This is a genomic window from Nocardioides insulae DSM 17944, assembly GCF_000422825.1.
GTDB lineage: Bacteria > Actinomycetota > Actinomycetes > Propionibacteriales > Nocardioidaceae > Nocardioides > Nocardioides insulae.
This window is the reverse complement of sequence record NZ_AUGU01000014.1, coordinates 280,010-305,119: the sequence shown is the minus strand read 5'-3', so window position 1 is coordinate 305,119 and position 25,110 is coordinate 280,010. Positions and strand designations below refer to the sequence as shown.

The 25,110-nt window shown below is 70.8% G+C and carries 22 protein-coding genes; 13 read left to right on the top strand and 9 right to left on the bottom strand.

The genetic code is table 11. From position 1 onward, the window contains the following. Window positions 1-20 precede the first annotated feature (20 nt). The 5 genes from G515_RS0105685 (at window position 21) to G515_RS0105665 (ending at window position 4,103) form a co-directional block, all read left to right on the top strand. Window positions 21-512, top strand: a complete 492-nt coding sequence (locus G515_RS0105685) for a hypothetical protein (RefSeq protein WP_028659381.1) — start codon at window positions 21-23, stop codon at window positions 510-512. Window positions 513-735: 223 nt separating this feature from the next. Continuing rightward, the gene (locus G515_RS0105680) at window positions 736-1,512 is read left to right on the top strand and encodes an amino acid ABC transporter ATP-binding protein (protein ID WP_051217912.1); all 777 of its coding nucleotides are present in this window, start codon (window positions 736-738) and stop codon (window positions 1,510-1,512) included. 64 nt (window positions 1,513-1,576) lie between these two features. After that, window positions 1,577-2,470 carry a glutamate ABC transporter substrate-binding protein gene (locus tag G515_RS0105675; RefSeq protein WP_028659379.1) on the top strand — a complete coding sequence of 298 codons (894 nt, stop codon included), beginning with the start codon at window positions 1,577-1,579 and terminating at the stop codon, window positions 2,468-2,470. Between the two features lie 95 nt (window positions 2,471-2,565). Then, a complete protein-coding gene (locus tag G515_RS0105670; RefSeq protein ID WP_028659378.1) occupies window positions 2,566-3,249 on the top strand; it encodes an amino acid ABC transporter permease in 684 nt (227 codons plus the stop codon). After that, complete coding sequence (locus tag G515_RS0105665; RefSeq protein WP_036554378.1) at window positions 3,249-4,103, top strand: amino acid ABC transporter permease; 855 nt, start codon at window positions 3,249-3,251, stop codon at window positions 4,101-4,103. Before G515_RS0105670 ends, G515_RS0105665 begins: the two co-directional genes overlap by 1 nt. Window positions 4,104-4,128: 25 nt before the next feature. On the opposite strand, the gene G515_RS0105660 is transcribed toward G515_RS0105665, so the two are convergent. After that, window positions 4,129-5,613, bottom strand: a complete 1,485-nt coding sequence (locus G515_RS0105660; protein ID WP_051217911.1) for a DHA2 family efflux MFS transporter permease subunit — start codon at window positions 5,611-5,613, stop codon at window positions 4,129-4,131. Between the two features lie 348 nt (window positions 5,614-5,961). Then, window positions 5,962-6,756, bottom strand: coding sequence for a methyltransferase domain-containing protein (locus G515_RS0105650; RefSeq protein WP_028659375.1), 795 nt, complete (start codon window positions 6,754-6,756; stop codon window positions 5,962-5,964). A gap of 77 nt (window positions 6,757-6,833) precedes the next feature. Between G515_RS0105650 and G515_RS0105645 the strand changes: the two genes are divergently transcribed. Further along, window positions 6,834-7,319 (top strand): MarR family winged helix-turn-helix transcriptional regulator, encoded by a 486-nt coding sequence (locus tag G515_RS0105645; protein WP_028659374.1) that lies wholly within the window; start codon window positions 6,834-6,836, stop codon window positions 7,317-7,319. 62 nt (window positions 7,320-7,381) lie between these two features. Here G515_RS0105645 and G515_RS0105640 read toward each other — a convergent pair whose 3' ends face one another. The 5 genes from G515_RS0105640 to G515_RS0105620 form a co-directional block, all read right to left on the bottom strand. Then, window positions 7,382-9,229, bottom strand: coding sequence for an ABC-F family ATP-binding cassette domain-containing protein (locus G515_RS0105640; RefSeq protein ID WP_028659373.1), 1,848 nt, complete (start codon window positions 9,227-9,229; stop codon window positions 7,382-7,384). Then, window positions 9,229-10,155: a 4-(cytidine 5'-diphospho)-2-C-methyl-D-erythritol kinase gene (locus G515_RS0105635; protein WP_028659372.1), complete on the bottom strand. Its 927-nt coding sequence runs from the start codon at window positions 10,153-10,155 to the stop codon at window positions 9,229-9,231. Before G515_RS0105635 ends, G515_RS0105640 begins: the two co-directional genes overlap by 1 nt. Further along, window positions 10,152-11,015, bottom strand: a complete 864-nt coding sequence (gene rsmA, locus G515_RS0105630; RefSeq protein WP_028659371.1) for a 16S rRNA (adenine(1518)-N(6)/adenine(1519)-N(6))-dimethyltransferase RsmA — start codon at window positions 11,013-11,015, stop codon at window positions 10,152-10,154. The genes G515_RS0105635 and rsmA overlap by 4 nt, the downstream gene beginning before the upstream one ends. A gap of 181 nt (window positions 11,016-11,196) precedes the next feature. Then, window positions 11,197-12,357: a resuscitation-promoting factor gene (locus tag G515_RS23890; RefSeq protein ID WP_281168283.1), complete on the bottom strand. Its 1,161-nt coding sequence runs from the start codon at window positions 12,355-12,357 to the stop codon at window positions 11,197-11,199. 352 nt (window positions 12,358-12,709) lie between these two features. Further along, on the bottom strand, window positions 12,710-13,552 hold the full coding sequence (locus tag G515_RS0105620) for a TatD family hydrolase (RefSeq protein ID WP_036554375.1): 843 nt from the start codon (window positions 13,550-13,552) through the stop codon (window positions 12,710-12,712). A 181-nt stretch (window positions 13,553-13,733) separates the two neighbouring features. Here G515_RS0105620 and G515_RS19690 point away from each other — a divergent pair, with 181 nt between their 5' ends. Then, on the top strand, window positions 13,734-14,936 hold the full coding sequence (locus G515_RS19690) for a SpoIID/LytB domain-containing protein (protein WP_036554374.1): 1,203 nt from the start codon (window positions 13,734-13,736) through the stop codon (window positions 14,934-14,936). Window positions 14,937-14,945: 9 nt separating this feature from the next. On the opposite strand, the gene rsmI is transcribed toward G515_RS19690, so the two are convergent. Continuing rightward, window positions 14,946-15,785, bottom strand: a complete 840-nt coding sequence (rsmI, locus tag G515_RS0105610; protein ID WP_036554372.1) for a 16S rRNA (cytidine(1402)-2'-O)-methyltransferase — start codon at window positions 15,783-15,785, stop codon at window positions 14,946-14,948. 62 nt (window positions 15,786-15,847) lie between these two features. Between rsmI and G515_RS0105605 the strand changes: the two genes are divergently transcribed. From G515_RS0105605 to G515_RS0105595, 3 genes are all read left to right on the top strand, one after another. Continuing rightward, window positions 15,848-17,575: a dolichyl-phosphate-mannose--protein mannosyltransferase gene (locus G515_RS0105605; protein ID WP_245565232.1), complete on the top strand. Its 1,728-nt coding sequence runs from the start codon at window positions 15,848-15,850 to the stop codon at window positions 17,573-17,575. A gap of 53 nt (window positions 17,576-17,628) precedes the next feature. Continuing rightward, window positions 17,629-18,048, top strand: coding sequence for a DUF3054 domain-containing protein (locus tag G515_RS0105600; protein WP_245565231.1), 420 nt, complete (start codon window positions 17,629-17,631; stop codon window positions 18,046-18,048). A 97-nt stretch (window positions 18,049-18,145) separates the two neighbouring features. Beyond that, entirely contained in the window at window positions 18,146-21,343 is a 3,198-nt protein-coding gene (locus G515_RS0105595; protein ID WP_028659365.1) for a M14 family metallopeptidase, read from the top strand. Window positions 21,344-21,372: 29 nt separating this feature from the next. Here the strand turns inward: G515_RS0105595 and G515_RS0105590 are convergent, their stop codons facing one another. Beyond that, complete coding sequence (locus G515_RS0105590; protein WP_028659364.1) at window positions 21,373-22,254, bottom strand: LysR substrate-binding domain-containing protein; 882 nt, start codon at window positions 22,252-22,254, stop codon at window positions 21,373-21,375. A gap of 71 nt (window positions 22,255-22,325) precedes the next feature. Here G515_RS0105590 and G515_RS0105585 point away from each other — a divergent pair, with 71 nt between their 5' ends. From G515_RS0105585 to G515_RS0105575, 3 genes are read left to right on the top strand one after another with little or no spacing between them, the layout of a single operon-like run. After that, window positions 22,326-23,546, top strand: coding sequence for an acetyl-CoA C-acetyltransferase (locus G515_RS0105585; RefSeq protein WP_028659363.1), 1,221 nt, complete (start codon window positions 22,326-22,328; stop codon window positions 23,544-23,546). Beyond that, entirely contained in the window at window positions 23,543-24,325 is a 783-nt protein-coding gene (gene pcaD / locus G515_RS0105580; RefSeq protein ID WP_028659362.1) for a 3-oxoadipate enol-lactonase, read from the top strand. Before G515_RS0105585 ends, pcaD begins: the two co-directional genes overlap by 4 nt. Further along, window positions 24,322-25,110, top strand: a complete 789-nt coding sequence (locus tag G515_RS0105575) for a CoA transferase subunit A (protein WP_028659361.1) — start codon at window positions 24,322-24,324, stop codon at window positions 25,108-25,110. The genes pcaD and G515_RS0105575 overlap by 4 nt, the downstream gene beginning before the upstream one ends.

Below are 25,110 nucleotides of genomic sequence, written 5' to 3'. Positions count from 1 at the left end.
CCCGCTGGGAGGATTCGCACGTGTCCTTCCGTCCGGGTCGATTCGCCGTGATCGCGACAGTCTCGACCGTGCTCGCGCTCCTCATCACGGCGTTCCTGCTGTTCCGCCCTCCCCCGAAGTCCGCGGACATCGCGATGCCACCCCCGGAGGCCTCACCGGAGGCGGTGGTGACCACGTTCCTCGACGCTGTGAACGCACACGATTGCGAGACCGCCGAGGCGCTGGCCGCCGAGGGGTCCACCGAGGACGTGGCCGGCCGGTGTGACGACGTCGAGAGCCTGACGGATGTGGTGGTCGACCAGCACGTCAGCGAGTCACCCATGGCCCACGGCCTGAGCGCCACCGACGAGGTCGTCGTGGTTCCCGTGTGGCTCACCGTGAACTGGCGCCCGTACCGCGGCGGCGGTGTGCTCGGCACGGGCGCCGTCTCGTGGGCCTACCACCTGACCCGCGCCTCGACGACTGCGCCCTGGCGGATCTTCGACCAGGGTCCGACCGAGCCCCGAGCCTGAGCCTGGTCCGATCGACGGCCGACGCGGAAGCTGCCCGACGGAGGGCCGGCGCGGACCACCAGGGCTGCACACCTCGCGAGGCCGGCGGAAGCGTCCGCGAGCCGATCGGAACCAGCACACCGCTCGGATGCGGCGTACCGTCAGGTCACAGGCAGATCACAGTCCACACCGAAGACCCACGTGTCGTGGCCGAGGCCACTCGATGGGTTTAGTGTCATCTGCCATGACGGCGCTTGAGAACGAACCGGCCGCCCCTGCCACGCATGAGCCGCTGGTGGTCCTCGATCACGTGGACAAGTGGTTCGGTCAGCTCCACGTGCTGCAGGACATCAACCTCACCATCGGCAAGGGCGAGGTGGTCGTGGTGATCGGCCCCTCCGGCTCGGGGAAGTCGACCCTGTGCCGGGCGATCAACCGGCTGGAGACGATCGGATCCGGCTCGATCAGCCTCGACGGCCAGCCGCTCCCCGATGAGGGCAAGGCGCTGGCCCAGTTGCGCGCCGAGGTCGGCATGGTCTTCCAGAGCTTCAACCTCTTCGCCCACAAGACGATCCTGGAGAACGTCACGCTCGGGCCGATCAAGGTGCGCAGGCAGAGCAAGTCCGAGGCGGAGTCCCGTGCCCGCCAACTGCTCGACCGGGTCGGGGTCGGCGTCCAGGCGGACAAGTACCCCGCCCAGCTCTCCGGTGGCCAGCAGCAGCGCGTCGCCATCGCCCGCGCGCTGGCGATGGAGCCCAAGGTGATGCTCTTCGACGAACCCACCTCCGCGCTCGACCCCGAGATGATCAAGGAGGTGCTCGACGTCATGGTCGACCTGGCCAAGCAGGGCATGACCATGGTCGTGGTCACCCATGAGATGGGCTTCGCCCGTACGGCGGCCGACCGGGTCGTGTTCATGGCCGACGGACAGATCGTCGAGGAGAACACCCCCGAGGAGTTCTTCAGCAACCCGCAGAGCGATCGCGCCAAGGACTTCCTCGGCAAGATCCTCAAGCACTGAGCCGCACCACCCGCACCACCGATCCATCCAATTGGGACACAGCACTGGACATGAAGGAGTAACGATGCGCTACACCAGGCTCAAGGCCGTGACCGCGGCGGTCGTCCTGGCGGCCGGCCTCGCGGCTTGCGGCGACGCCGGGAGCGACGACGACAGCGGCAGCGACGTCAGCGTCTCCGAGAACGCAGCCGACAACTTCGACGACGGCACCAAGATGAAGGAGATCGCGGACGCCGGCACCGTCCGCGTCGGCGTGAAGTTCGACCAGCCGGGCCTGGGCTTCATGCCCACCGGCGGCGACATCCCCGAGGGCTTCGACGTGGAGATCGCCAAGATCCTCGTGGCCAGCCTCGGCATCGACCCCGAGGACACCAGCAAGGTGTCCTACGTCGAGACCGTCTCCGACAACCGCGAACCCTTCCTGGAGGGCGACAAGGTCGACCTCGTGGCGGCGTCGTACTCCATCACCGACGAGCGTCGTCAGGTCGTCGGTCAGGCCGGCCCGTACATGGTGACCGGCCAGCAGCTGCTGGTGCCCGAGGACTCCGACGTCACCGGTCCGGCCGACCTGCAGGGCGAGGAGGTCTGCTCGGTGACCGGCTCGACCTCGCTGGAGAACGTCAAGGCCGAGGGCATGAAGCCGGTCGGCTTCGACACCTACTCCCAGTGCGTCGACAAGGTGCTCGACGGCACCGTCGAGGCGATGTCCACCGACGGCTCCATCCTGCTCGGCTACGCCTCGCAGAACGAGGGCATGCTCAAGGTCGTGGGTGATGAGTTCTCCGAGGAGCGCATCGGCGTCGGCTACTCCAAGGAGAGCCCGGAGATGTGCCAGTGGATCGTCGACACGCTGACCGAGGCCTCCGAGGACGGCGCCTACCAGGACGCGTGGGACGCCACCCTCGGCGCCTCGGGCGAGGAGGCTCCCGAGCTTCCCGAGATGGACGAGTGCATGTGATCTGACCGGTCGGCCGGGCTCCACTGAGGGGCCCGGCCGACCGTCGGTTCGGCGCGTCAGCGCTCTGCTCCACCCACCACCCGAGAAGGAACCGCGTGGACACCGTCATCGACTACCTCCCCGAGATCGGGAAGGCCTTCACCTACACAGCGCTGCTGTTCATCATCTCAGCGGTCCTCTCCCTGATCCTGGGCACGATCCTGGTCGCCATGCGGGTCGGCCCGGTCAAGGTGCTGCGGGTGACTGGCACCCTCTACGTCAACCTGGTGCGCAACACCCCGCTGGCGATGATCTTCTTCTTCTTCCAGTTCGCAGCGCCTCGGATCGGGATCACCTTCAACTGGGTCGACGTCCACATCGGGCAGTTCGACTTCACCTCATTCTTCACCGCCGCCGTGGTGTCGCTGACGCTCTACACCTCGACCTTCGTGTGTGAGTCGCTGCGCTCGGGCATCAACTCGGTGTCCCTCGGCCAGGCGGAGGCCGCCCGGGCGATCGGGCTGCCCTTCGGCGGCGTGATGTCCCAGATCGTGCTGCCGCAGGCCTTCCGGGCCTCGGTGCCGCCGACCGCGAGCGCCCTGATCGCGATGCTGAAGAACACCTCGGTCGCCGCGGTCTTCGGCGTCATCGAGGCCACCAGCCAGATGAAGTCCATGACCAACGACAACGCCGATGCCCGGTTGGAGATCTTCATCGCCTTCTCGATCGGCTACATCGTGCTGGTCGAGGTCGTGTCGCTGATCGCGGGCTCGATGGAGCGCCGCTGGAGGATCGCCTGATGCCTGCTTCCGTCCTCTTCGACGCCCCCGGGCCAAAGACCCGCGCGCGCCACCGGCTCTACACCGTCCTGGCGGTCCTGGTCCTGGTCGCCCTGGCGGCGATCGTGCTCTGGCGGCTCTACGACGCCGATCAGTTCGCCTACGAGAAGTGGGAGCCGTTCCTCACCCCGTTCTACATCCAGGCGATCGGTGAGGCGTGGTGGCAGACCCTCAGCATGGCGGGGCTGGCCGTGCTCGGCGCGCTCGTGATCGGCTTCGTCTTCGGGGTCGGCAAGCTCTCCGACCGGGCCTGGGTGCGCTGGCCATGCTGGCTGTTCGTCGAGTTCTTCCGCGCGCTGCCGGTCATCATGCTGATGGTCTTCTGCTTCTATACGGTCTTCGGCGACCTCCCGATCAGCGCGGCCGCCTACTGGGCTGCGGTGCTCGCCCTCAGCCTCTACAACGGCGCCGTGCTCGCCGAGATCTGCCGAGCCGGTGTGCTCGCGGTGCCGAAGGGGCAGTCCGAGGCGGCGTACGCGATCGGGATGCGCAAGACCCAGACGATGAACCTCATCCTGCTGCCGCAGGCGGTCAGGATCATGATCCCCGCGATCATCAGCCAGTGCGTGGTGGCGCTCAAGGACACCAGCCTGATCCTCATCGTGGTGCCCGTGGGGCTCACGAAGATCCCCAAGCAGCTCCCCCAGGAGTTCCAGAACGTGGTGCCCACGGTGATCGTGATCACCGCGCTCTACGTGATCACCAACCTGATCCTCACCTGGATCGCCAACTACCTGCAGAAGAAGCTGGTCGGGGAGAAGAAGGTGCTCCAGGTCGCCACGACCACCATGCCGACCGGGGCCACGACCCTCTGACGCCGGCGATCACCCGTCGTCCGTGTCAGGGCTGGGCGCACTCGACCTCCTCCTCGGACGACGGGTCCTCGGCCTCGGACCCGCGGCGGGTCCGGTTGGGCATCAGCAGGGCGAGCACGATCAGGACCAGGGCGAGACCGGCGGCCACCAGGAAGGCGGTCTGCATGCCGCCCAATTGGGCTGTGGCCCGGGTGGCGCCGGCGTCCTCCAGGACGTTGGCCCGGCTCACCATCACGGTCATCATCAGTGCCGTGCCGAAGGCGGCCGCGACCTGCTGAAGGGTGCCGAGCATCGAACTGCCGTGGGAGTAGAGGGGCTGCGGCAGGTCGCCCAGGGTGAGCGTGAAGACCGGCGTGAACAGGCCTGCCATGGACACCATCAGCAGGAGATGCGCGCTCAGCACGAGCCAGTACGGCGAGGTCATCGAGACCTGGGCGAGCAACAGCGTGGCGGCGACGACGCCGACCGAGCCCGGGACGATCAGGATCCGGGCTCCGAGGCGGTCGTAGACCCGGCCCACGGTCGGGCCGAGGAGGCCCATCAGCAAACCGCCGGGCATCACCAGCATCCCGGTCTGGAGCGGGGTGAGACCGCGCACGCTCTGCAGGTAGAGCGGGAGCAGGATCACCGTGCCGATCATCGTCATGAAGGCCACCGAGAGCAGCGCCAGTCCCTTGGCGTAGGTGGGGTGGGTGAGGGTGCGCAGATCCAGCAGCGGTGCGCCCCGCCGCTGGAGCCACAGCTGCCTCGCGACGAACGCCGCGATCAGCAAGACCCCGGCCGCGACGATGCCACCAGCGGCACCGATCTCCCCGGTCTCGAACCGGCTTAGCCCGAAGACGAGCCCACCGAAGCCGGACGCCGCCAGGATCACGCTGAGCCAGTCGATCTGGCTCACCTCCGGCTCCCCGACGTTCTCGAGTCGGCGCAGCCCGCCCCAGGTGACCAGGAGGGCGATCGGTAGCACGGCTGCGAACAGCAGCCGCCACGACCCCACCTGCAGGATCAGCCCGGAAACGGTGGGCCCCAGCGCGGGTGCGACCGAGATCGCCATCGCCACGTTGCCCATCACCCGACCTCGGTCCCGCTCCGGGACCAGCGTCATCAGGGTGGTCATCAACAGCGGCATCATCACCGCGGTGCCCGCGGCCTGGATGATGCGCCCGACGAGCAGGAACTCGAAGGTGGGTGCGAGTCCCGCGACCGCGGTGCCGAGGCTGAAGACCATCATCGCGGTGGCGTACGCCGTCCGCGTGGTGACCCGGTGCAGGAACCAACCGGTGACGGGGATGACCGCGGCCATGGTGAGCATGAACGCGGTCGAGACCCACTGCGCCGCGCTCTCGGTGACCCCGAGATCGGTGATCAGCCGCGGGATCGCGTTGATCATGATCGTCTCGTTGAGGATCACCACGAAGGTCGCCAGCACCAGCAGCCTGACCACCACCGGCGTGCGGGCCCGGACGGAGGTCGGGAGGGTCGATGCGGATCGGGCTGCGTCGGCGGTCATGTCACCTCGAGTCGTCGGGCACAGCGGTGCCACCTCGGACGGTGCCGGTTCGGGACCGCGCTGGACCGCTGGCCCAGCCCGGCCGTGCGTCAGGAGAAGATCAGGTGAAGCCGGGATCTGCGGGAGAACACCCTGCCGGTGCCGGCCATTCCCCACACGGCCCCGCGCTCTCCCGGCCCGTTCAGCCTAGGGCGTTCACCAACACGACCTCCACCCGATTTCCGAAGGGGTCGTGGACCGCCGGCTCGGCCGGCTTGGGCCCCTCGGTGGGTCCCATTCCCTCCCCGTGGAACCTGCGTCCGTCCGGCTCGCCGCGTGCAGGGATGGCGAGCTGTACGTGATGGATCCTCATCTCGCTTCTCCTTCACCAGAAGCATCGCTGCTCGCCACCAGGAAGATGCGGCGGAACGGCAGCACCACCCGCCCCCGGCGTCTGGGATAGGCCTCGCCGAGGAGCTCGCGATACTCCGTCTCGAACCTCCCGCGCGGCCCCGGCGGCAGCGCGTCCAGGGTCGGACGCGCCCCGGTGGCCCCCACCCACGTGAAGACCGGGTCGGGGCCGCTGAGCACGTGCCGGTAGGTCGTCTCCCAGGCGTCGACGTGCGCGGTGAGAGGCAGCACGGCCTCGAGGTACTCCTCGGGCTCATGGCTGCACGGCACGGCCGCGCCGCTGGTGTACTCGGCGTACTCGGGGCGGGCGGAGAGCTCGCGGAGGATCGTGTGACTCGGCGCCGCGAAGTTGCCCGGCACCTGGATCGCCAGCCAGGTCGTACGACGCAGCAGCCGCGGCAGCAGCGCGAGGTGGTCCGGGATCCATTGCAGGGTGGCATTGCTGAGCAGGACATCGACCGTCGCACCGGCCCGCTCGGCCCGGTCCAGCCACTGGTGAAGCTCCTGGTGGCGGTAGTCCACCCCGCCCCCGCCTGCCCTGGCCCGGTCGATCATCGCCGCACTGGCGTCGACGCCCACGACCTCGGCGGCGGGCCAGCGCTCGCGCAGGAGTCGGGTGAGGTTGCCCGGTCCGCAACCAAGGTCGACGACGCGGTCGGGATGGTGCCCACCCACCCGGGCGAGCAGTTCGACGAACGGACGCCCCCGTTCACCGGCGTACTGCAGGTAGTGCTCGGGGTTCCACTCGCTCATCTCGCCCTCCTCCCGTCGAGACTGCTCTCCAGCTATCTCGATGTCAAGATTCTCGACCGCTACGTTACGATCGGCGCATGCGCGATGAGGTCGACGAGCTCAGCGAGGCCTGGGCCAGGGAGCTGCCCGAGCTCGACCTCGCACCGGTCGCGGTCTTCTCCCGGCTCTCCCGACTCTCCCGGCACCTCGACCTCGCCCGCCGCGAGGCCTTCACCACGCACGGTGTCGAGTCCTGGGAGTTCGACGTCCTGGCCGCACTGCGCCGGGCGGGATCCCCCTACGAGCTCTCCCCGGGGCGCCTGCTCCGCGAGACCCTGGTCACCAGCGGCACCATGACCAACCGGGTCGACCGGCTCGCCGCCCGCGGCTTCGTCGAGCGCTATCCCGACCCCGAGGACCGTCGCGGGGTGCTGGTCCGCCTCACCCCCGAGGGCAAGACCGCCGTCGACGGGGCCTTCCGCGCGCTGCTCGACGCCGAGGCCGGCTTCCTCGCCGAGCTCACCCCCCGGCAGCAGACCGAGCTCGCCGGCCTCCTGCGCAAACTGCTCGTGCCCTTCAGCTGACCCCGGATCGGGTTGTGCGTCTCAGCGAGGTCCATGGCCCGCGTTGAGACTCACCACCACCTCTACTCCAGGAGTTCGGCCGCTTCGAGCCACTCGAGTTCGAGATCGTCCTTCTCCGCGGCCAGCGCGGAGAGCTCGGCGGAGTACGCCGCCAGCTTGTCGTAGTCGGTGGCGTGCTCGAGGACCAGGGCGTTGAGTCGCCCCTCCTCCTCGGCGATCCGGGCCAGCTGCTTGTCGATCCGGGCGAGGGCCTTCTTCGCGGCACGCTCCTCGGCCGAGCCCGCCTTGGCCTTCGGGGTGCCGGCCGGCTCGGTCGCCGCCGACCCTCCGGGGCCCGCCGCGCCCGCGGGGCCGCTCGAACTCCCGGCGCCGGCGGTGGCACCGGGGCCGGGCGCGGAGCCCGGCACTGCGGCGGGCGGGCCGGGCAGGCGACGTTCGAGGTACTCATCGACGCCGCGGGGCAGCATCGAGATCTGGCCGTCGCCGAGCAGCGCCCAGGTGGAGTCGGTGACCCGCTCGAGGAAGTAACGGTCGTGGGAGACCACGATCAACGTGCCCGGCCACGAGTCCAGGAAGTCCTCGAGCACCTGGAGGGTGCCGATGTCGAGATCGTTGGTCGGCTCGTCGAGCAGCAGCACGTTGGGCTCGGTGAGGAGCAGACGCAGCAGCTGGAAGCGACGGCGCTCGCCTCCGGACAGGTCCCCCAGGCGGGCGGTGAGCTTGTCCCCGGTGAAGCCGAACCGCTCCAGGAGCGAGGTCGCGGTGAGCTCCTGCCCGTCCATCGTCTTGCTGAGCCGTCGGATCGACTCCACCGACGGCAGCACCCGCAGGTCGGGGTCCAGATCGTCGAGCTGCTGGGTGAGGTACTGCAAGGACACCGTGCGCCCCTGCTTGACCTTGCCGACCGCCGGGGTGAATTCGCCGGCCAGCAGCCCGAGCACCGAGGTCTTGCCGGCACCGTTGACACCCACGATCCCGATCCGGTCGCCCGGCCCGATCCGCCAGGTGCAGTGCGAGAGCAGCTGCCGCTCACCGCGGTAGAGGTCGACGTCCTCGACGTCGAGGACGTCCTTGCCGAGCCGCTGGGTGGCGAAGCGCTGGAGCTCCATCCGGTCCCGCGGCGGGGGTACGTCGGAGATGAGCGCGTTCGCGGCATCGATCCGGAACTTGGGCTTGCTGGTGCGGGCGGGCGCGCCGCGGCGCAGCCAGGCCAGCTCCTTGCGGACCAGGTTCTGCCGGCGTACCTCCGAGGCGGCCGCCTGGCGCTGACGCTCGGCCTTGGCGAGCGTGAACGCGGCGTACCCGCCCTCGTAGGCGTCGATCACACCGTCGTGGACCTCCCACGTCCACTCACACACCGCGTCGAGGAACCATCGGTCGTGGGTGACCACGACCAGCGCGGAGGGCCGGCCCGCCAGATGGGCAGCCAGCCACGCGACCGCCTCCACATCCAGGTGGTTGGTGGGCTCGTCGAGGATCAGCAGGTCGTGCTCACCGAGGAGCAGTTGCACCAGCGCGCAGCGGCGTCGCTCGCCGCCGGAGAGCCCGTGCACGGCACGGTCGAGCGAGATGCCGGCGAGCAGCACCTCGACGACCTCGCGCAGCTTCGGGTCCGCGGCCCACTCGTGGTCGGAGCGACCGCCGAGCACCGCCTCGCGCACGCTGTGGGTGTCGTCGAGCTGGTCACCCTGGTGCAGGTAGCCCACCAGCAGCCCGCGCTGGCGCGACACCCGACCGGAGTCGGGCTCCTCCAGGCCGGTCATCAGCTCCAGCAGGGTGGTCTTGCCGTCGCCGTTGCGGCCGACGATCCCGATCCGCTGCCCGACCCCGACACCGAGGGAGACATCGGAGAGGAGCGGGCGGATGCCGTAGGACTTGGAGACGTTCTCGAGATTGAGCAGATTGACCATTACAGCTTCGGTTCCTTGGGAAGGACATGGGCACCGGCGACAGGGGCTGGGACGGCAGCGACCCGGTCGTGACCGCGCGCGATCATCTCCCCGGCCACCGTGCGGGCGTGGTCGGCGTTCCGGCACAGGAACAGCACGGTCGGACCGGAGCCGGAGAGCAATGCCGCGACCGCACCCGCGTCGAGGCCGTCGTCCGCGGCGGCCGCGAGGTCGGGACGCCGGGCGAAGGCGACCGCCTGCAGGTCGTTGCCGAGCGCGTCGGCCAGGTCCTCGGCATCACCACCGGCCAGGGCGTCCAGCAGTGCCTCCTCGATCACCGGCTCCGGCGGGCACGGGACGTCGCGGTCGTAGTCGGCGTACATCTTGGGCGTGGAGAGGCCCTCCTGGCTGAACCGGCACACCCACCACCACTCGCCGTGATCGGTGAGCGGCTCGACGAGTTCTCCGCGGCCGCTGCCCACCGCCGTACCGCCGACCAGCGCGAAGGGGACGTCGGAGCCGAGGGTGGCTGCCAGGGCGAGCAGGTCATGGTCGCTGGTGCGCAGATCCCACAACCGGTCCAGGGCGACAAGAGCGGCGGCCGCGTCGGCTGATCCGCCGGCCATACCCCCGGCCACCGGAATGCCCTTGCGGATCTCGATCCGGGCCGACCGCTCGAGGCCGTGATAGGCGGCGAGCGCCCGGCCCGCCCGGATCGCGATGTTCTCGCCGGTGTCGGGAACCGCCGACAGGTCCACCCACTCATCGCCGGCGAGCGAGACCGACCACTCCGCGGCCTCCCGGACGGTGAGGTCGTCGTAGAGCCCCACGGCCTGGTAGACGGTGGCCAGTGGATGGAACCCGTCGGATCGGGGTGCGCCGACGCGCAACTGCAGGTTGATCTTGGCGGGCGCGCGCACGCTCACCTGATCGGGGGGAAGGGTCACGGAGCCAGCGCCTCCGCGATCCGCACGAAGTCGTCGATGGCGAGGGACTCGCCGCGCGCCAACGGGTCGATCCCGGCACGAGTCAGCGCCGCCTCGGCCGCCTCGCCGGATCCGGCCAGTCCCTTCAGCACGCCGCGCAGGGCCTTGCGGCGCTGGGCGAAGGCGGCGTCGATCACCGCGAAGACACGTTCGCGTGACACCGAGGTGGACGGCGGCTCGCGATGGGTCCAGGCGACCAGGCCCGAGTCGACGTTGGGTGCCGGCCAGAAGACGTTGCGCCCGATCGCCCCCGCCCGGCGTACGTCGGCGTACCAGGCGGCCTTGACGCTCGGCACGCCGTACACCTTCGAACCGGGCGCGGCGGCGAGCCGGTCGGCCACCTCGGACTGGACCATCACCAGACCGTGCCGGAGCGAGGGCAGCAACTGCATCAGGTGCAGGAGCACCGGCACGGAGACGTTGTAGGGCAGGTTGGCGACCAGCGCGGTGGGCGGCGGGCCGGGGATCTCCTCGACCCGCAGGGCGTCGGCGCGCACCACCTCGAACCGGTCGGCCTGCCCCGGGGCGTATTCGCCGATGGTCTGCGGCAGGCGCGTGGCCAGCACTTCGTCGACCTCGACCGCCACCACCCGCTGGACGACCTCGAGCAGCGCCAGGGTGAGCGACCCCAGTCCCGGACCGACCTCGACGACCACATCGTCGGGCCCTACCGCGGACTCGCGCACGATACGGCGCACCGTGTTGGGGTCGATGACGAAGTTCTGGCCGCGCTGCTTGGTCGGTCGCAGGTCGAGTTCGGCGGCCAGGTGCCGCACCTCCGCGGGCCCCAGCAACCGCGGCCCAGCGGAGGTCTCAGACATGCCGAGGAGTCTACGGGCGCGCCGCACGCTCCTCCGAAACGCAACCGGCCGTGCCCGCGTCCGGCGTCGGGGCCCGGTCCGGCTCGGCGCCGACAAGATGAACGGCCCGGAACAGGATCAGGCCCGGCCGACGATGTCGGCCGGGCCTGTCGGCGCCAGGGTGGCGAGGTGGGTCAGTGCCTCACTGGGGCAGACCCAGGGAGGACGAGCAGGCCGGCCAGGAGCCGTAGCCGCCGGTGGCGGCACGGACCTTCTCGGCGATCCGGATCTGCTCCTCACGGCTGTTCTCGCTGGGCAGGCCGGTGCCGCCGTAGGACTGCCAGGTGCCGATGTTGAACTGCAGGCCGCCGTAGTAGCCGTTGCCGGTGTTGATCGCCCAGTTGCCGCCGGCCTCGCACTGCGCGAGCTGGTCCCAGACGGTGCTGCCACCGGAGTAGTCGGCGGCCGGCTCCTCCGGCTCCTCCTTGGTGCCGACCTCGACGATCTCGTCGACCGGCTCGCGAGTGACCCGCTGGTTCAGGACGGTCTCCTTGACGACCTCGCCGTTGCGGTAGACGAGTCGGTAGGTGACGTTGCGGGCGCCCTCGCGGCCCTCGCGCACCGTCTCCTCCTCGCCCTCGTAGGCGGAGTCGTCCGCACGCTCCACGGTGTCGAAGTCGATGCTCTCGCCCTTGACGTTCTTCTTCGCGACCCGCATGTCGGTGAACACGATGGTGTCGCCGTCGTTGAGCTCGCGGCCCGCGGCGGGGCGGACCTCGTCGCGCTTCTCGACCTTCACCCCGAGCTGGTCGAGGGCGTCACCCACGGTGGCCACGGTCATGGTGGTCTTCGTCGGCTTGGCGCCGGCCAGCTTCACGGTGACGGTCTTGGGGGTCACCACGTCGATGTCCATGCCCTCGCGGCCGATGCCGGCCGAACGGCTCACCGACAGGTCGGCCTGGTCGTAGGAGCGGCCGATCTCGGCGAGCGCGGCGTTGACGCTGGTCGCGGTCACCCAGTGGGTCTTCTCCGCGCCGTCGACGTCGAGCGTGACCGGGCGGGCGAACCGGACGGTGATGCTGCTGCCATCACTGACCTTCTCATCCAGGCCGGGGGCGACGACGTCGTGATCCCCGATCTCCACGCCCTCCGCGTCGAGGACGTCGCCGACGGTGTCGCCGAAGGCGGTGACCTCCTGCTTCTCGCCGTCGAGACTGACGGTGGCGGTGGTCGAGAGGGACTGGTATCCCACGGTGGTGCCGACGACCGCGACAGCGGCGGTGGCGACCAGACCGGTCACGAGGGGGCGGACGAGCTTGCGGTTCTTCAGGCGGCTGAGGGGGCCGGGGGTGCTGCTGGGCACGATTCTCCGAACGTCGGACTCCCCGGGCCTCGGGGGCCGCCCGCGCCCGCTCCGCGCGCGAGTCCCGAGAGCTCCGGGAAGGGCGTACGGCGCGGTGGCCTCCACGAGGTGGGGGTGTCGGCCCAGCGCTGACGGAATCGGACCCGATCCCGGCTTTCGCGCACTACCACAACAAGGTCGACCGCGTCATCGCAAGTCCCCGTCCCACTCTCCGAGGGGATACGTGGGATGCCTCACACCCCGAACGTCACACTGGCGTTCATCTGCCACATGCGTCACATTCGGGTCCATCGTCGTCGGTCGCGTCCCAGCGACGAGGTGCGTTTCCCGTCCTCCTGGGCCCGGCCAGGCCCTACCAGGCGCCCCCGAAGGCACGCTCGGTGTTCGCGTCCACCGCGGCGCACAGCTCGCCCAGATCCTCCCCGCGCACCTGCGCCATCGTCCGCATGGTCAGCGGGATGAGGTACGACGCGTTGGTCCGGCCCCGATGCGGCACCGGGGTCAGGAACGGCGCATCGGTCTCGACCAGCACCCGGTCCTGAGGTGCCAGGACGAGCGCGTCGCGCAGGTGATCGGCGTTCTTGAAGGTCACCGTGCCGGCGAAGGAGAGATGGGCCCCCCGATCCAGGCACCGCTTGGCGAACTCGGCGTCACCGGAGAAGCAGTGCATCACCCAGCGATCGGGCGCACCCTCCTCGTCCAGGATCTCCAGGACCGCATCGTGGGCGTCCCGGTCGTGGATCACGAGGGTCTTGTCGTGCCGCTTGGCGATCTCGATGTGTCGGCGGAAGGACTCCTTCTGGGCGGCGATCCCCTCCTCGCCGGTGCGGAAGAAGTCCAGCCCGGTCTCCCCCACGGCCCGCACCTTCGGGTGCGCTCCTGCCAGGGCGTCGATCTCGGCCAGGGCGGCGTCGAGGTCGGCGTGGGTGGGCGCGTCGTTGGGGTGCAGCGCCACCCCGGCCACGACGGCGTCGTAGGTCGCCGCCCACTCGACGGCCCTTCGCGCACTGGGCAGGTCGCACCCGATCTGGACCACCCGCGTGACACCGACCGACGCCGCGGCCGCCAGCGCCTGCTCGACCGGCGTCGGGTCCGCACCCCGGCCGATGTCGAGATGGCAATGGTTGTCGACGACCGGGTGCGGGAGCGGATCGGGCAGCGGTGGAGCCTCGGCGGCGCGTGGATCGGCAGTCATGACCAGCCCAGGGTGTCACGCCTGTCGTACCGCCTCACGCGCACCCCGCGGGGACCTCCGTCGACCGCTCGATCACGGCCGGCTACGCACCGGTAGGGGCTGACATGGGTGGGGCAGATGTGTTGCCATGAGGTTTCTGTGCACGGTCCAGCGAGACGACTCCCCCTCTCGAAGGAGCCAGATGACCTCCACCCGACCGCTCCTGCGCCGCCTCGGACAGGTCCTGCCGGGAGCCCTCGGCGTGGCCCTCGGCGCCGCCGTCCTCCCTGGGGGCGCGGTCGCGCCCGCTGCCGCCGAGCCCGTCCCAGACGGGGCCCGCGCGATCACCGTGCGCGGCCAGGGGTACGGCCACGGCCACGGGATGTCGCAGTACGGCGCCCAGGGGGCCGCCCAGCGCGGGCTCGGCCACCGCCAGATCCTCGGCCACTACTACCCGGGCACCCGAGAGGGCCGAGCGGCCGGCCTGATGCGGGTGCTGATCACCGGCGATCCCGGTCGCCACGTGGTCGTCGGGAACCGCTCCGGGCTGATCGCGAAGGTGGTCGGCCGGGCGACGCGGTTCGACCTCGGGAAGGGCCGACGGGCGGCCCGGCAGGCCGACCGCTGGCGCATCGCCCCGCTCGCGGGCGGCCGGAGCGCCCTGGCCTACCGCAACCACGGGTGGCACCGGTACCGCACGGTGCGCGGCACCCTGGAGTTCCAGGCGGGCGGCGCCCCGATCACCCTGATCAAGGGGAGCGGCACCCGCAGCTACCGCGGCACCCTCCGCTCGGCCATGCCGAGCAGGGGAAGCCAGCAGCGGCGCACGGTCAACCTCGTCCCTCTCGAGTCCTACCTCCGCGGCGTCGTCCCGCTCGAGATGCCCGCCACCTGGGCGCCGGCGGCGGTGCGCGCCCAGTCGGTGGCCGCACGCTCCTACGCCGCCTTCGAACGCCGCTACGACGCGCACGGCTACTTCGACGTCTACGACACCACCTCCGACCAGGTCTACGGCGGTCGCACCGCCGAGCACCCCGCCTCCGACCGGGCCGTGCGGGCGACCCGTCACCAGGTCCGCACCTACCGGGGTGCCCCGGCCTTCACCCAGTTCTCCTCCAGCAACGGCGGCTGGATGCTGGCCGGATCGCGTCCCTACCTGCGCAGCGGGCGCGACGCCTACGACCCGGTGAACCGGTGGCGGGTGCGCATCCCGGTGAGTGCCTTCGAGGCCCGCTGGCCCTCGGCCGGCAAGATCCGCGGCGTGCGGGTCCACACCTACCCGGGAGCCGGGCCGTGGGTGCAGCGCGTCGTCATCCGGGGGGCGCGAGCCAGCTTCACGGTCACGGGTGAGGAGTTCCGCTCCTGGGCCGGCCTGCGCTCGGCGTCCTTCGCTTTCGCCGCCTGAGGGCCGCGCTCACTCGTCCTTGTGGACGGCGTCGTAGACCTCCCGCTTGGGTACGCCGGCCAGCCTGGCCACCTCGAGGATCGCCTCCTTGCGGCGTACGCCGTCCTCCTCGAGTTCGGCGACGGCCGCGCGCAGGCTGTCGCGGTCGGCGGCGACGGGGGCGCTCGGCGTGGCCCCCTCGATCACCAGCGTGACCTCGCCGCGCACCCCCTCGCCCGCCCACGCCGCCAAATCGGCCAGCGGCCCGCGGCGTACCTCCTCGTGGGTCTTGGTCAGCTCGCGGCAGACCGCGGCGCGCCGGTCGGGACCCCAGGCCTCGGCCATCGCGCGGAGGGCCGCCTCGGTGCGGTGCGGCGCCTCGAAGAAGACCAGGGTGCGCTCCTCGCCGGCCAGGGCCGAGAGTCGCCGGGCCCGCTCCCCGCTCTTGCGCGGCAGGAATCCCTCGAAGCAGAACCGGTCCACCGGCAGGCCGCTCACCGCGAGCGCGGTGAGCACCGCTGACGGGCCGGGCACCGCGGTGACCCGGACGCCGGCCTCCACGGCCGCGGCCACCAGCCGGTAGCCGGGGTCGCTCACGCTGGGCATCCCCGCGTCGGTCACCAGGAGCACCCGGTCGCCGGCGAGCAGGGCCTCGAGGAGCTGCGGCGTACGGCCGGACTCGTTGCCCTCGAAGTAGGACAGCACCCGCCCCGGCACGCTCACCCCGAGGTCGGTGGTGAGGCGCTTGAACCGGCGGGTGTCCTCGGCGGCCACGACGTCGGCCGCGGCCAGTTCGGCGGCGAGCCGGGGCGGGGCGTCGCCCACCTGTCCGATGGGTGTCGCGGCAAGGACCAGCACTCCGGGCTCCACCCTGGGATCATCGCAGCACCGGTGGCAGGAGTCGCCTCGGCGGCCCCGTTAGGGTTCAGCGGGTGAGCTCCCCGGTCCGCGAACAGCCCAGGTCGTCGAATGACGAACTGGTCCCTGTGGCCACCGGGCGACCGAGTGCCTGGCAGCGGGCGGCTCTGCGGGCACGCACCTGGGCAGGCACCCGCGACCGGCTGGTCGGGTGGCTGGCCGCACTCGTGGTCACCCTGCTGGCCTTCGGGCTGCGACTGTGGCACCTGGGCCAGCCGAAGGTGTTCGAGTTCGACGAGACCTACTACGCCAAGGACGCCTGGTCGCTGCTCCACTTCGGCTACGTGCGCGAGTACGTCACCGGGGCCGACGAGAAGATCCTGGACGGCCAGACCTCCGGCATCTTCGGCCCCGATCCGTCGATGATCGTGCATCCCGAGGTGGGCAAGTGGCTGATCGCGCTCGGGGAGCATTTCTTCGGGATGACACCGTTCGGGTGGCGGATCTCCGCGGCCGTGGTGGGCAGCCTGATGGTACTCGTGCTCATCCGGCTGACGCTGCGACTGACCGGATCCCTCCTGCTGGGCGTCGTGGCCGGTCTGCTGCTCACCTTCGACGGCCTGCACTTCGTGATGTCGCGGCTGGCGCTGCTGGACATCTTCGTCGCGTTCTTCGTGCTCTGCGGGGTGCACTGCATCGTCGCCGACCGCGACTGGAGCCGCGTCCGGATGGCCCGACTCCAACCGGTGCAGGTCGACGACGGCGGCTGGGGGCCGATCGGGCGGCTGCTGTTCCGCCCCTGGCTCCTGCTCGGCGGGGTCTGTTGGGGTCTCGCCGCCGGCACCAAGTGGTCGGCCCTCTACGTGCTGGCGGCCTTCGGGATCCTGTGCTGGTTGTGGAGCGCCGGTGCGAGACGCTCGTTCGGCGTACGCCTCGCCTGGCTCAAGTCGGCGCTGGTCGACGGTCTCCCCGCCTTCATCCAGCTCGTGGTCGTGGCCGGGATCGTGTACGCCGCGTCCTGGGGCGGCTGGCTCGCCCATGCCGACCAGTACGAGGAGCACCTGAGCAGCACCCAGTACACCCGCTACGCCGGCACCGGCGAGTGCCAGGACGAGGAGTATGTGCCGGACCTGGTCCAGGACGAACGCTGGCCCAGCGCAGCGGAGCCCGACGCGTCCGGCTTCGGCGAGCTCACCCAGTCGCTGCGGTCGCTGGTGTCCTACCACCGCGACGTGATGACCTTCCACACCCACTTCCTCAACTGCGCGACGCACACCTACGCCTCCGATCCCGTCGGCTGGCCTCTGCTCAACCGACCCGTGGGCGTCGCCGCCGACACCGGCATCGCTCCCGGCGAACGCGGCTGTACGGCGCCCGCCGGGAGCGATTGCCTGCGCCAGGTGATCCTGTTGGGCACTCCGGCGCTGTGGTGGGTCGGCTGCGTCGCCCTGCTCGCTTCGCTGGCCTGGTGGCTGCTCGGACGGGACTGGCGCTTCGGCGTCGCGGCCGTCGGCGCGCTGTCGAGCTGGCTCCCCTGGCTGCTCTACGACGACCGGCCGATCTTCAGCTTCTACACCATCGTGATGCTGCCCTTCCTCGTCCTCGCCGTCGCGCTCTGCCTGGGCAAGCTGATCGGCCCGTCCCGGTCGCCCTCGCCGCGTCGTACCGTCGGCGTGGTCATCGGCGGGGCCTTCGTGGTGCTCGTGATCATCAACTTCGCCTGGTTCTGGCCGATCTACACCAACGAGCTGCTCACCAAGTCCGAGTGGCTCGACCGGATCTGGTTCTCCCGCTGGATCTGAGCCCGCTCGCGGGCTTTGGGTGGGCTCACCGCCTGCCGCCTAGCATGCGACACGTGTCCGCCTCGAGTATCACGCCGACCAGCAGCCCGATGACCAAGGCCGGGTGGTGGTCGGTGGTCGCCGACCTGGTGTGTGTGCTGGCGCTGGCGGCCGGTGGCTACAACACCCATGACCAGGGTGCTCCGGTGTGGGAGATCCTGCGGATCGCCTGGCCCTTCCTCGCCGCGCTGGCGCTCGCCTGGGTGCTGGTCTCCCTCGGCCGCCGCGGTGAGCCAGATCTGCTCGCGCCCACCAGGATCTGGGCCACCGGCCTGGTCGTCCTCGCCGTCACCTACCTCGGCGGGATGGCCCTGCGCGCGCTCTCCGGGGAGGGGATGGCGCCCGCCTTCCTGATCGTCTCGGTCTGCTTCCTGACCCTCACCATGCTGGGCTGGCGCCTGATCGCCGCCGTCGTACGCCGCATCCGCGGCTGACCCACCCGGGGCGGCTGGTCTGGCCGGTCCCTTGACACCTCCCGCCTCCCGGGTGGAGCTTGAGGAGATTCACTCACGCTGTCCCTCGGAGCTGGTCATGCGTCGTCGTCTCGGCAGTCTCATCGCCCTGTCCGTCACCGGTGTGCTCGCCGGGAGCCTGCTGGTGGTCCCGCCGGCCGGGGCCGCCCCACCCGCCCCGCCTCCGGAGGACCGGATGGAGGTCTACACCGGCCTCGTCGGTGGCGACCAGCTCGAGGAGATCCTCGACCTCGGTGTCGACCGACACGACGTCGAGGTCACCCGGGCACCCGCGGGGCGCTCCGAAGGGGCGGAGAAGTCGCAGGTCCGGGTCGAGGCGATCCTCAGCAGTGACCAGGCCCGGCGGCTCGAGGACCGCGGCGTCGAGTTGGAGCCGAAGCGGATCGACGGGCTGACCGTGACCCAGCGCGCGACCCTGGCCGAGGAGAACGGCTACGAGGTGTGGCGCACCTACGCCGGCCGCAACGGCCTCAAGCGGGAGTTCCAGGTCCTGGCTCAGCGCAACCAGCAGATCGCCAAGCTGGTCACGCTGGGGCAGACCCTCAACGGCGAGGACCTCGTCGCCCTCAAGGTGACCCGCAACGCCCGCCGTACCGTCGACGGCCGACGTCCCGCCGTGGTCTACCTCTCCGCCCAGCACGCCCGGGAGTGGATCACGCCGGAGATGACCCGGCGGCTGGCCAACTACGTGATCGACGGCTATTACGAGGACCGCTCGATCCGACGGCTGCTGAGCACGACCGAACTGTGGTTCGTCCCGGTCGCCAACCCGGACGGCTACGACTTCACCTTCGAGCCCGGCCAGCGGCTGTGGCGCAAGAACCTGCGCGACAACAACGCGGACGGGCAGATCGCCCCCGGAGACGGCGTCGACCTCAACCGCAACTGGCCCACCAAGTGGGGTTACGACAACGAGGGCTCATCGCCCAACCCGGCCAGTGAGACCTACCGCGGAGCCGGGCCGGCCTCGGAGCCGGAGACCGTCGTCCTCGACGACTTCATCGAGCGGATCAGCCCGGAGTTCCTGGTCAACTACCACTCCGCCGCCGAACTGCTCCTCTACGGCACAGGCTGGCAGGTCGCCACCCCGACGCCGGACGACGTGATCTACGAGACCATGGCGGGCGACGACGAGGATCCGGCCGTGCCGGGCTACGACCCCGACATCTCCGCCGAGCTGTACACCACCAACGGCGACACCGACACCGATCTCACCGAGCGCCATGGCGTGCTCGGGTTCACCCCCGAGATGTCGACCTGTGCAGCGGCCGCCCAGTCGGTTCCGGACGACGAGTGGGTCGACACCGAGTGCGGCAGCGGTTTCGAGTTCCCCGACGACGAGGAACTGGTCCAGGCCGAGTTCGAGAAGAACATCCCGTTCGCGATGTCCGTGGCCGAGTCCGCCGCCGACCCCGACGACCCCAGTTCCGTGGTCGGACGAGACGCACCGGACTTCGTCCTGGACACCTTCGAGGTCTCCTACGGCGACCCGCAGACCGTCGGCGTCGTCGCCAAGCGCGCGCTGCGGGGCCTGGAGATGAACTACCGCATCGACGGCGGCCGGGTCCGCACCGTCTCCGCCCCCGAATGGGCGGGCGGGGAACGCTACGGCGACGAGAACGACGACTACTACGCCGAGTACCGCGGCCAGGTCCGCTTCGCCGAACCCGGCGACCGCGTGCAGGTGTGGTTCTCGGGTCGCCTGCCGGGTCAGGGCTTCGTCTCCTCGAACCGGTTCACCTACCGGGTCGCCGCCGACACCGGCAGCGACGTGCTGGTGATCGCCAACGAGGACTACACCGGCGTGAACCCCACCTATCCGGCGGGCACGACCGGTCCGAAGTACGCCGACGCCCACGTCGCTGCGGTCGAGGCCGCTGGCTACACCGCAGACGTCTGGGACGTCGACACCCAGGGTGTGCCGCACGACCTTGCTGTGCTCTCGCACTACGACGCGGTGCTGTGGTACCTCGGCGACAACCGGATCACCCAGGATCCCGAGGACGAGTTGACCACGACGCCGTTCGGCGACCTGGCCGACGTCTCGGTGGCCGAGCGCCAGCAGTACCTCACCCTGGCGGTGCGCGACTACCTCAACGCCGGCGGCAAGCTGCTCCACGCCGGCGAGACCGCGCAATACCAGGGCCTGGCGGGCATCAGCACCTCGGTGGGCGGGCTCTACTACGGGCTCAACGGTGCCCCCGAGGAGGAGTGCGTCGTCTCCCCGCGGCCCGATGGCAGCTCCGACGGGTTCTTCGAGGACTGCCTGATCCTGGCCGACGACTTCCGCCAGTACTACCTCGGGGCGTTCGGTCGCCGGGACCTGGCCGATCCGGCCTCCGTGGCCGGCACCGAGGACCCGCTGACCGGCTTCTCCGCCGAACTCGGCGGGCCGGTCGTCGAGGGTGCCAACCCGCTCGACGAGGCGGGCGTGTGGACCCCGACGAGCGACGAGCTCCCGGTCGGGGAGTTCCCGCAATTCGCCAGCTCCGGCGTGGCGGAGTACCCCTCCGTTCAGGGCAGCCCCTACGCGCCGATCGAGGGAGACAGGTTCGCGCGGGTGCTGCACGAGGATGCGTCGTACGCGCGACTGACCCGGACCGTCACGGTGCCGACGGGGGCGAGCGCCGAGCTCGACTTCCAGCTCTCCTACTCCGTCGAGCCGGGCTACGACCAGGTGATCGTGGAGGCGCGCCCGGCGGGGAGCGAGGAATGGACCACGCTGCCCGAGGTCGGCGGGGCGACCTCCTCGGAGCCGCCGGCCGAGTGCACGACCAACCCGTTCCTGCTGGCCCTGCACCCGTTCCTGGTGAGCTACCTCGGCGCCGACTGCACGCCACCGGGCACGACCGGCGACTGGAACGCCCTGTCCGGTGACAGCGGCGGATGGAGCCAGGTCGGCTACGACCTGAGCGGGTTCGCGGGCGGTGACGTCGAGGTCTCGATCAGCTACGTGAGCGACCCGAACTCGGGCGAGATCGGGGTCTTCGTCGACGACACCCACGTGGTGGTCGACGGGGTCGACGACGCCGACGGCTTCGAGGACGCGGCGGCGAGCGACTGGACCATCGGTACCGCGCCCACGGGGAGCCCGACGTCGGCGGCGGCCTGGGAACTCGGGGCCGAAGCGGCGACCAATTACGCCGCGACCGCCACCGACGACACGCTGCTGTTGGGCTTCGGCCTGGAGCAGCTGACCTCGGATGAGGAGCGTGCCGACCTGGTGGGGAGGGCACTGGACGACCTGATCGATTGAGGCCTCCCGACCGAACAGCGGTCAGCCGGTCAGCGTCGTACCAGCCGGCGTAGCACCTCCAGCGCCCGGACGACCTGGGGCGACTCGTCGCCCGCGCGGGTGCCGGCAACCAGGTCGACGCCGAGGCCCTCGGGGAGCAGCGGTCGGTAGGTCGCACCGCTGACCCCGAGTTCGGCCACGGTGTCGGGGGCCACCGCGATCCCGAGCCCGGCGGCCACGAAGGTGACCAGCGTCGAGGTCTCCCCCACCTCGTGCCGGATCCGGGGCACGAAGCCGGCGGTGCGGATGAGCTGGAGCACCAGGTCGTTCATCACCGAGCCGCCGCTGTGCATCACCAGGTCCTCGGCACGAAGGTCCTGGATCCGCAGGACGGTACGCCGGGTGAGCCGGTGCCCCTCGGGCAGCACGACGATGAGCCGGTCGCGGCGTACGGTGCGCAGGTTGATCCGGCTGACGTCGACCGGCGGGCGCATGATGGCGAGGTCGATCTCGTGGTTCTCCAGCGCAGTGACGAGTTCGGGGACGAGCATCTCGCCGCGGAAGGTCACCTCCAGTCCGGGCAGTTCCTCGCGCAGCGCGCGGGCCAGCGCGGGCAGCAGCGAGTAGGTGGCGGAACCGACGCAGCCGAGGGTGAGGTGTCCGGCATGGCCGGAGGCGTAGCGGCGGGCCTCCTCGCCGGCGGCGTCGATCCGGCCGAGGATCCCGTGCGCGCGGTCGAGGTAGCGGGTGCCGGCCTCGGTCAGCTCGACCCGTCGGGTGCTGCGCCGCAGCAGCTCCACCCCCAGCTCGGCCTCGAGTTGGCGGATCGCCTGGGACAGCGGGGGCTGGGCCATGTGCAGCCGGGCCGCGGCCCGACCGAAGTGAAGTTCTTCGGCGACGGCGACGAAATATCGCAGGTGACGCAGCTCCAATATCTACTGCCTCTCAATCCGCATCGAATGAGTCTTTCACACGTCACAGTGGCCCGACATAGAGTCGCGGCATGAGTTCCCACGACATCGTGATCTGCGAGCCGATCCGTACCCCGGTCGGCCGCTTCGGTGGCGCTCTGGCCTCCCTCTCGGCCGCCGAGCTCGCCACCCTCGTCCTCAAGGAGCTCGTCGCTCGCACCGGTCTCGGCGAGGGGGACGTCGACGACGTCGTCCTGGGCAACGGCTACGCCAGCGGCGAGAATCCCGCCATCGGCCGGATCGCCGCGCTCGACGCCGGCCTCGGCACCGGCGTACCCGGCCTCCAGATCGACCGCCGCTGCGGCTCCGGCCTCCAGGCCGTGCTGTACGCCGCCGCCCAGGTCGCCACCGGCGCCGCGAAGGTCGTCGTGGCCGGCGGGGCGGAGTCGATGTCCAACGTCGAGCACTACGCCCTCGGGCTGCGCACCGGCGTCAAGCAGGGCGGCATCAACCTGATGGACCGCCTCGACCGCGCCCGGGAGACCGCCGGCGGGCTGAGCCACCCGATCTCCGGCGGCATGATCGAGACCGCGGAGAACCTCCGCCAGCAGTACGCCATCAGCCGCGAGGAGCAGGACGAGCTCGCCGTACGCTCCAACCTGCGCGCCGTCGCCGCCCACGAGGCCGGCAGGTTCGCCGAGGAGCTCGTGCCGGTCACGATCGCGGGCAAGCGCGGGAAGCCCGACGTGGTCATCGACCGCGACGAGCACCCCCGCGGCGACGCGACCGTGGAGAAGCTGTCCACCCTGCGTGCCATCCGGTCCAGGATCGACCCCGAGGCCACCGTGACCGCGGCGAACGCCTCGGGTCAGAACGATGGCGCCGCGATGTGCGTGGTGACCACCCGTGAGATCGCCGAGCAGAAGGGGCTCACACCTCTGCTCGCGCTCAAGTCCTGGGCGGTCACCGGGTGCGCCCCCGAGACGATGGGGATCGGTCCGGTCGGCGCCAGCGCGGCCGCCCTCGACCGGGCCGGCCTCACCCTGGACCAGATCGACCTGATCGAGCTCAACGAGGCCTTCGCCGCGCAGGTGCTCGCGGTGCTGCGGGAGTGGAAGATCGACGCCACCGACGAGCGGCTCAACCCCAACGGCTCAGGCATCTCGCTCGGCCACCCGATCGGCGCCACCGGTGCCCGGATCCTGGCCACCGCCGCCCGCGAGGCGCAGCGCCGCGAGGCCCGCTACGTCCTGGAGACGATGTGCATCGGCGGCGGGCAGGGCCTGGCCGCGGTCTTCGAGGCGGTCCGATGAGCGCGGTCGACGTGCACGCCGTCGTCACCGGCCGGGCCGACGCCCCGGCGGTGATCCTGTCCAACTCGCTCGGCTCCACCCACGCCATGTGGGACGCCCAGGTGACCGCCCTGGAGGAGCACTTCCGAGTGGTCCGCTACGACACCCGTGGCCACGGCGTCTCGCCCGTCCCGGCCGGGCCGTACACGATCGACGACCTCGCCGACGACCTGGTCGGCGTCCTCGACCGCTACGGCATCGCTCGCGCGCACGTCGTCGGACTCTCCCTCGGCGGTGCCACCGCGATGCGGGTCGCCGCCCGCAACCCGGAGCGGGTCGACCGGCTGGCACTGTTCTGCACCGCGGCGAAGTTCGACCCCGAGCAGGCGTGGGTCGACCGGGCCACGCTGGTCCGGGCGGAGGGCACCGGCGCGGTGGCCCCCGCCGTCGTCCAGCGCTGGTTCAGCCCCGGGTGGTACGCCGATCACCCCGAGGAGCACGCCTACTACCAGGCGATGATCGCCGACACCCCCGTCGAGGGGTACGCCGGCTGTTGCGACGCGATCGGCGTCCTCGACCTGCGGCCCGACCTGGCCGGCATCGCCGCACCGACCCTGGTGGTCGCCGGCGCCGACGACCAGGCCACCCCGCCGGCGTGGCTCCAGGTGATCGCCGACGGCATCCCCGAGGCCCGTCTGCTCGTCGTACCGGACTCCGCGCATCTTGCGCCCGCCGAGCAGCCCGACACCATCACCCCCGCTCTGATCGAGCACCTTCTCAACCAGCAGGAGCAGTCATGACTCTCGACAAGCTCGTCCCCTCCGCAGCGGAGGCGGTCGCCGACATCCCGGCAGGCTCCAGCCTCGCCGTGGGCGGCTTCGGCCTCGCCGGCATCCCGTGGTTCCTCATCGAGGCCCTCCTCGAGCAGGGCGCCGGCGACCTGGAGGTCGTCTCCAACAACTGCGGCGTCGACGGCGCCGGCCTCGGGCTGCTGCTCGAGGGCCGCAGGATCTCCCGCGTGATCGCCTCCTACGTGGGCGAGAACAAGGAGTTCGCGCGGCAGTACCTCTCCGGCGAACTCACCGTGGAGCTCACCCCGCAGGGCACCCTGGCCGAGCGGCTGCGTGCCGGCGGCTCGGGCATCGGCGCGTTCTACACCCCCACCGGGGTCGGCACCCTGGTCGCCGAGGGCGGCCTGCCGTGGCGCTACGACGCCGAGGGCAACGTCGTCGAGGAGTCCCCGGCCAAGGAGGTGCGCACCTTCGACGGCAAGGAGATGGTGCTCGAGGAGGGCATCGTCGCCGACTACGCCCTGATCCGCGCCGCCAAGGTCGACCGGGCCGGCAACTGCGTCTTCCATGCCGCGGCCCGCAACTTCAACGTGCCCGTCGCGATGTCCGGCCGGATCACCGTCGTCGAGGCCGAGCAGGTCGTCGAGATCGGCGAGATCGGCCCCGACGAGGTCCACCTCCCCGGCATCTTCGTCCAGCGCGTCGTCGAGCTCACCCCCGAGCAGGCCGAGCGCAAGGACATCGAGCAGCGCACCACCCGTCCCCGTCCCTCCCAGCCCTCGCAGGAGTCCTGA

Coding starts and splice junctions, on each gene's coding strand:
- pcaD (WP_028659362.1), top strand. CDS start 23,543: ATGAGCGCGGTCGACGTGCACGCCGTCGTCACCGGCCGGGCCGACGCC.
- G515_RS0105660 (WP_051217911.1), bottom strand. CDS start 5,613: ATGACCGCCGACGCAGCCCGATCCGCATCGACCCTCCCGACCTCCGTC.
- G515_RS0105645 (WP_028659374.1), top strand. CDS start 6,834: ATGCGCGATGAGGTCGACGAGCTCAGCGAGGCCTGGGCCAGGGAGCTG.
- G515_RS19690 (WP_036554374.1), top strand. CDS start 13,734: ATGACCTCCACCCGACCGCTCCTGCGCCGCCTCGGACAGGTCCTGCCG.
- rsmA (WP_028659371.1), bottom strand. CDS start 11,015: ATGTCTGAGACCTCCGCTGGGCCGCGGTTGCTGGGGCCCGCGGAGGTG.
- G515_RS0105620 (WP_036554375.1), bottom strand. CDS start 13,552: ATGACTGCCGATCCACGCGCCGCCGAGGCTCCACCGCTGCCCGATCCG.
- G515_RS0105675 (WP_028659379.1), top strand. CDS start 1,577: ATGCGCTACACCAGGCTCAAGGCCGTGACCGCGGCGGTCGTCCTGGCG.
- G515_RS0105665 (WP_036554378.1), top strand. CDS start 3,249: ATGCCTGCTTCCGTCCTCTTCGACGCCCCCGGGCCAAAGACCCGCGCG.
- G515_RS0105680 (WP_051217912.1), top strand. CDS start 736: ATGACGGCGCTTGAGAACGAACCGGCCGCCCCTGCCACGCATGAGCCG.
- G515_RS0105640 (WP_028659373.1), bottom strand. CDS start 9,229: ATGGTCAATCTGCTCAATCTCGAGAACGTCTCCAAGTCCTACGGCATC.
- G515_RS0105575 (WP_028659361.1), top strand. CDS start 24,322: ATGACTCTCGACAAGCTCGTCCCCTCCGCAGCGGAGGCGGTCGCCGAC.
- G515_RS0105595 (WP_028659365.1), top strand. CDS start 18,146: ATGCGTCGTCGTCTCGGCAGTCTCATCGCCCTGTCCGTCACCGGTGTG.
- G515_RS0105585 (WP_028659363.1), top strand. CDS start 22,326: ATGAGTTCCCACGACATCGTGATCTGCGAGCCGATCCGTACCCCGGTC.
- G515_RS0105650 (WP_028659375.1), bottom strand. CDS start 6,756: ATGAGCGAGTGGAACCCCGAGCACTACCTGCAGTACGCCGGTGAACGG.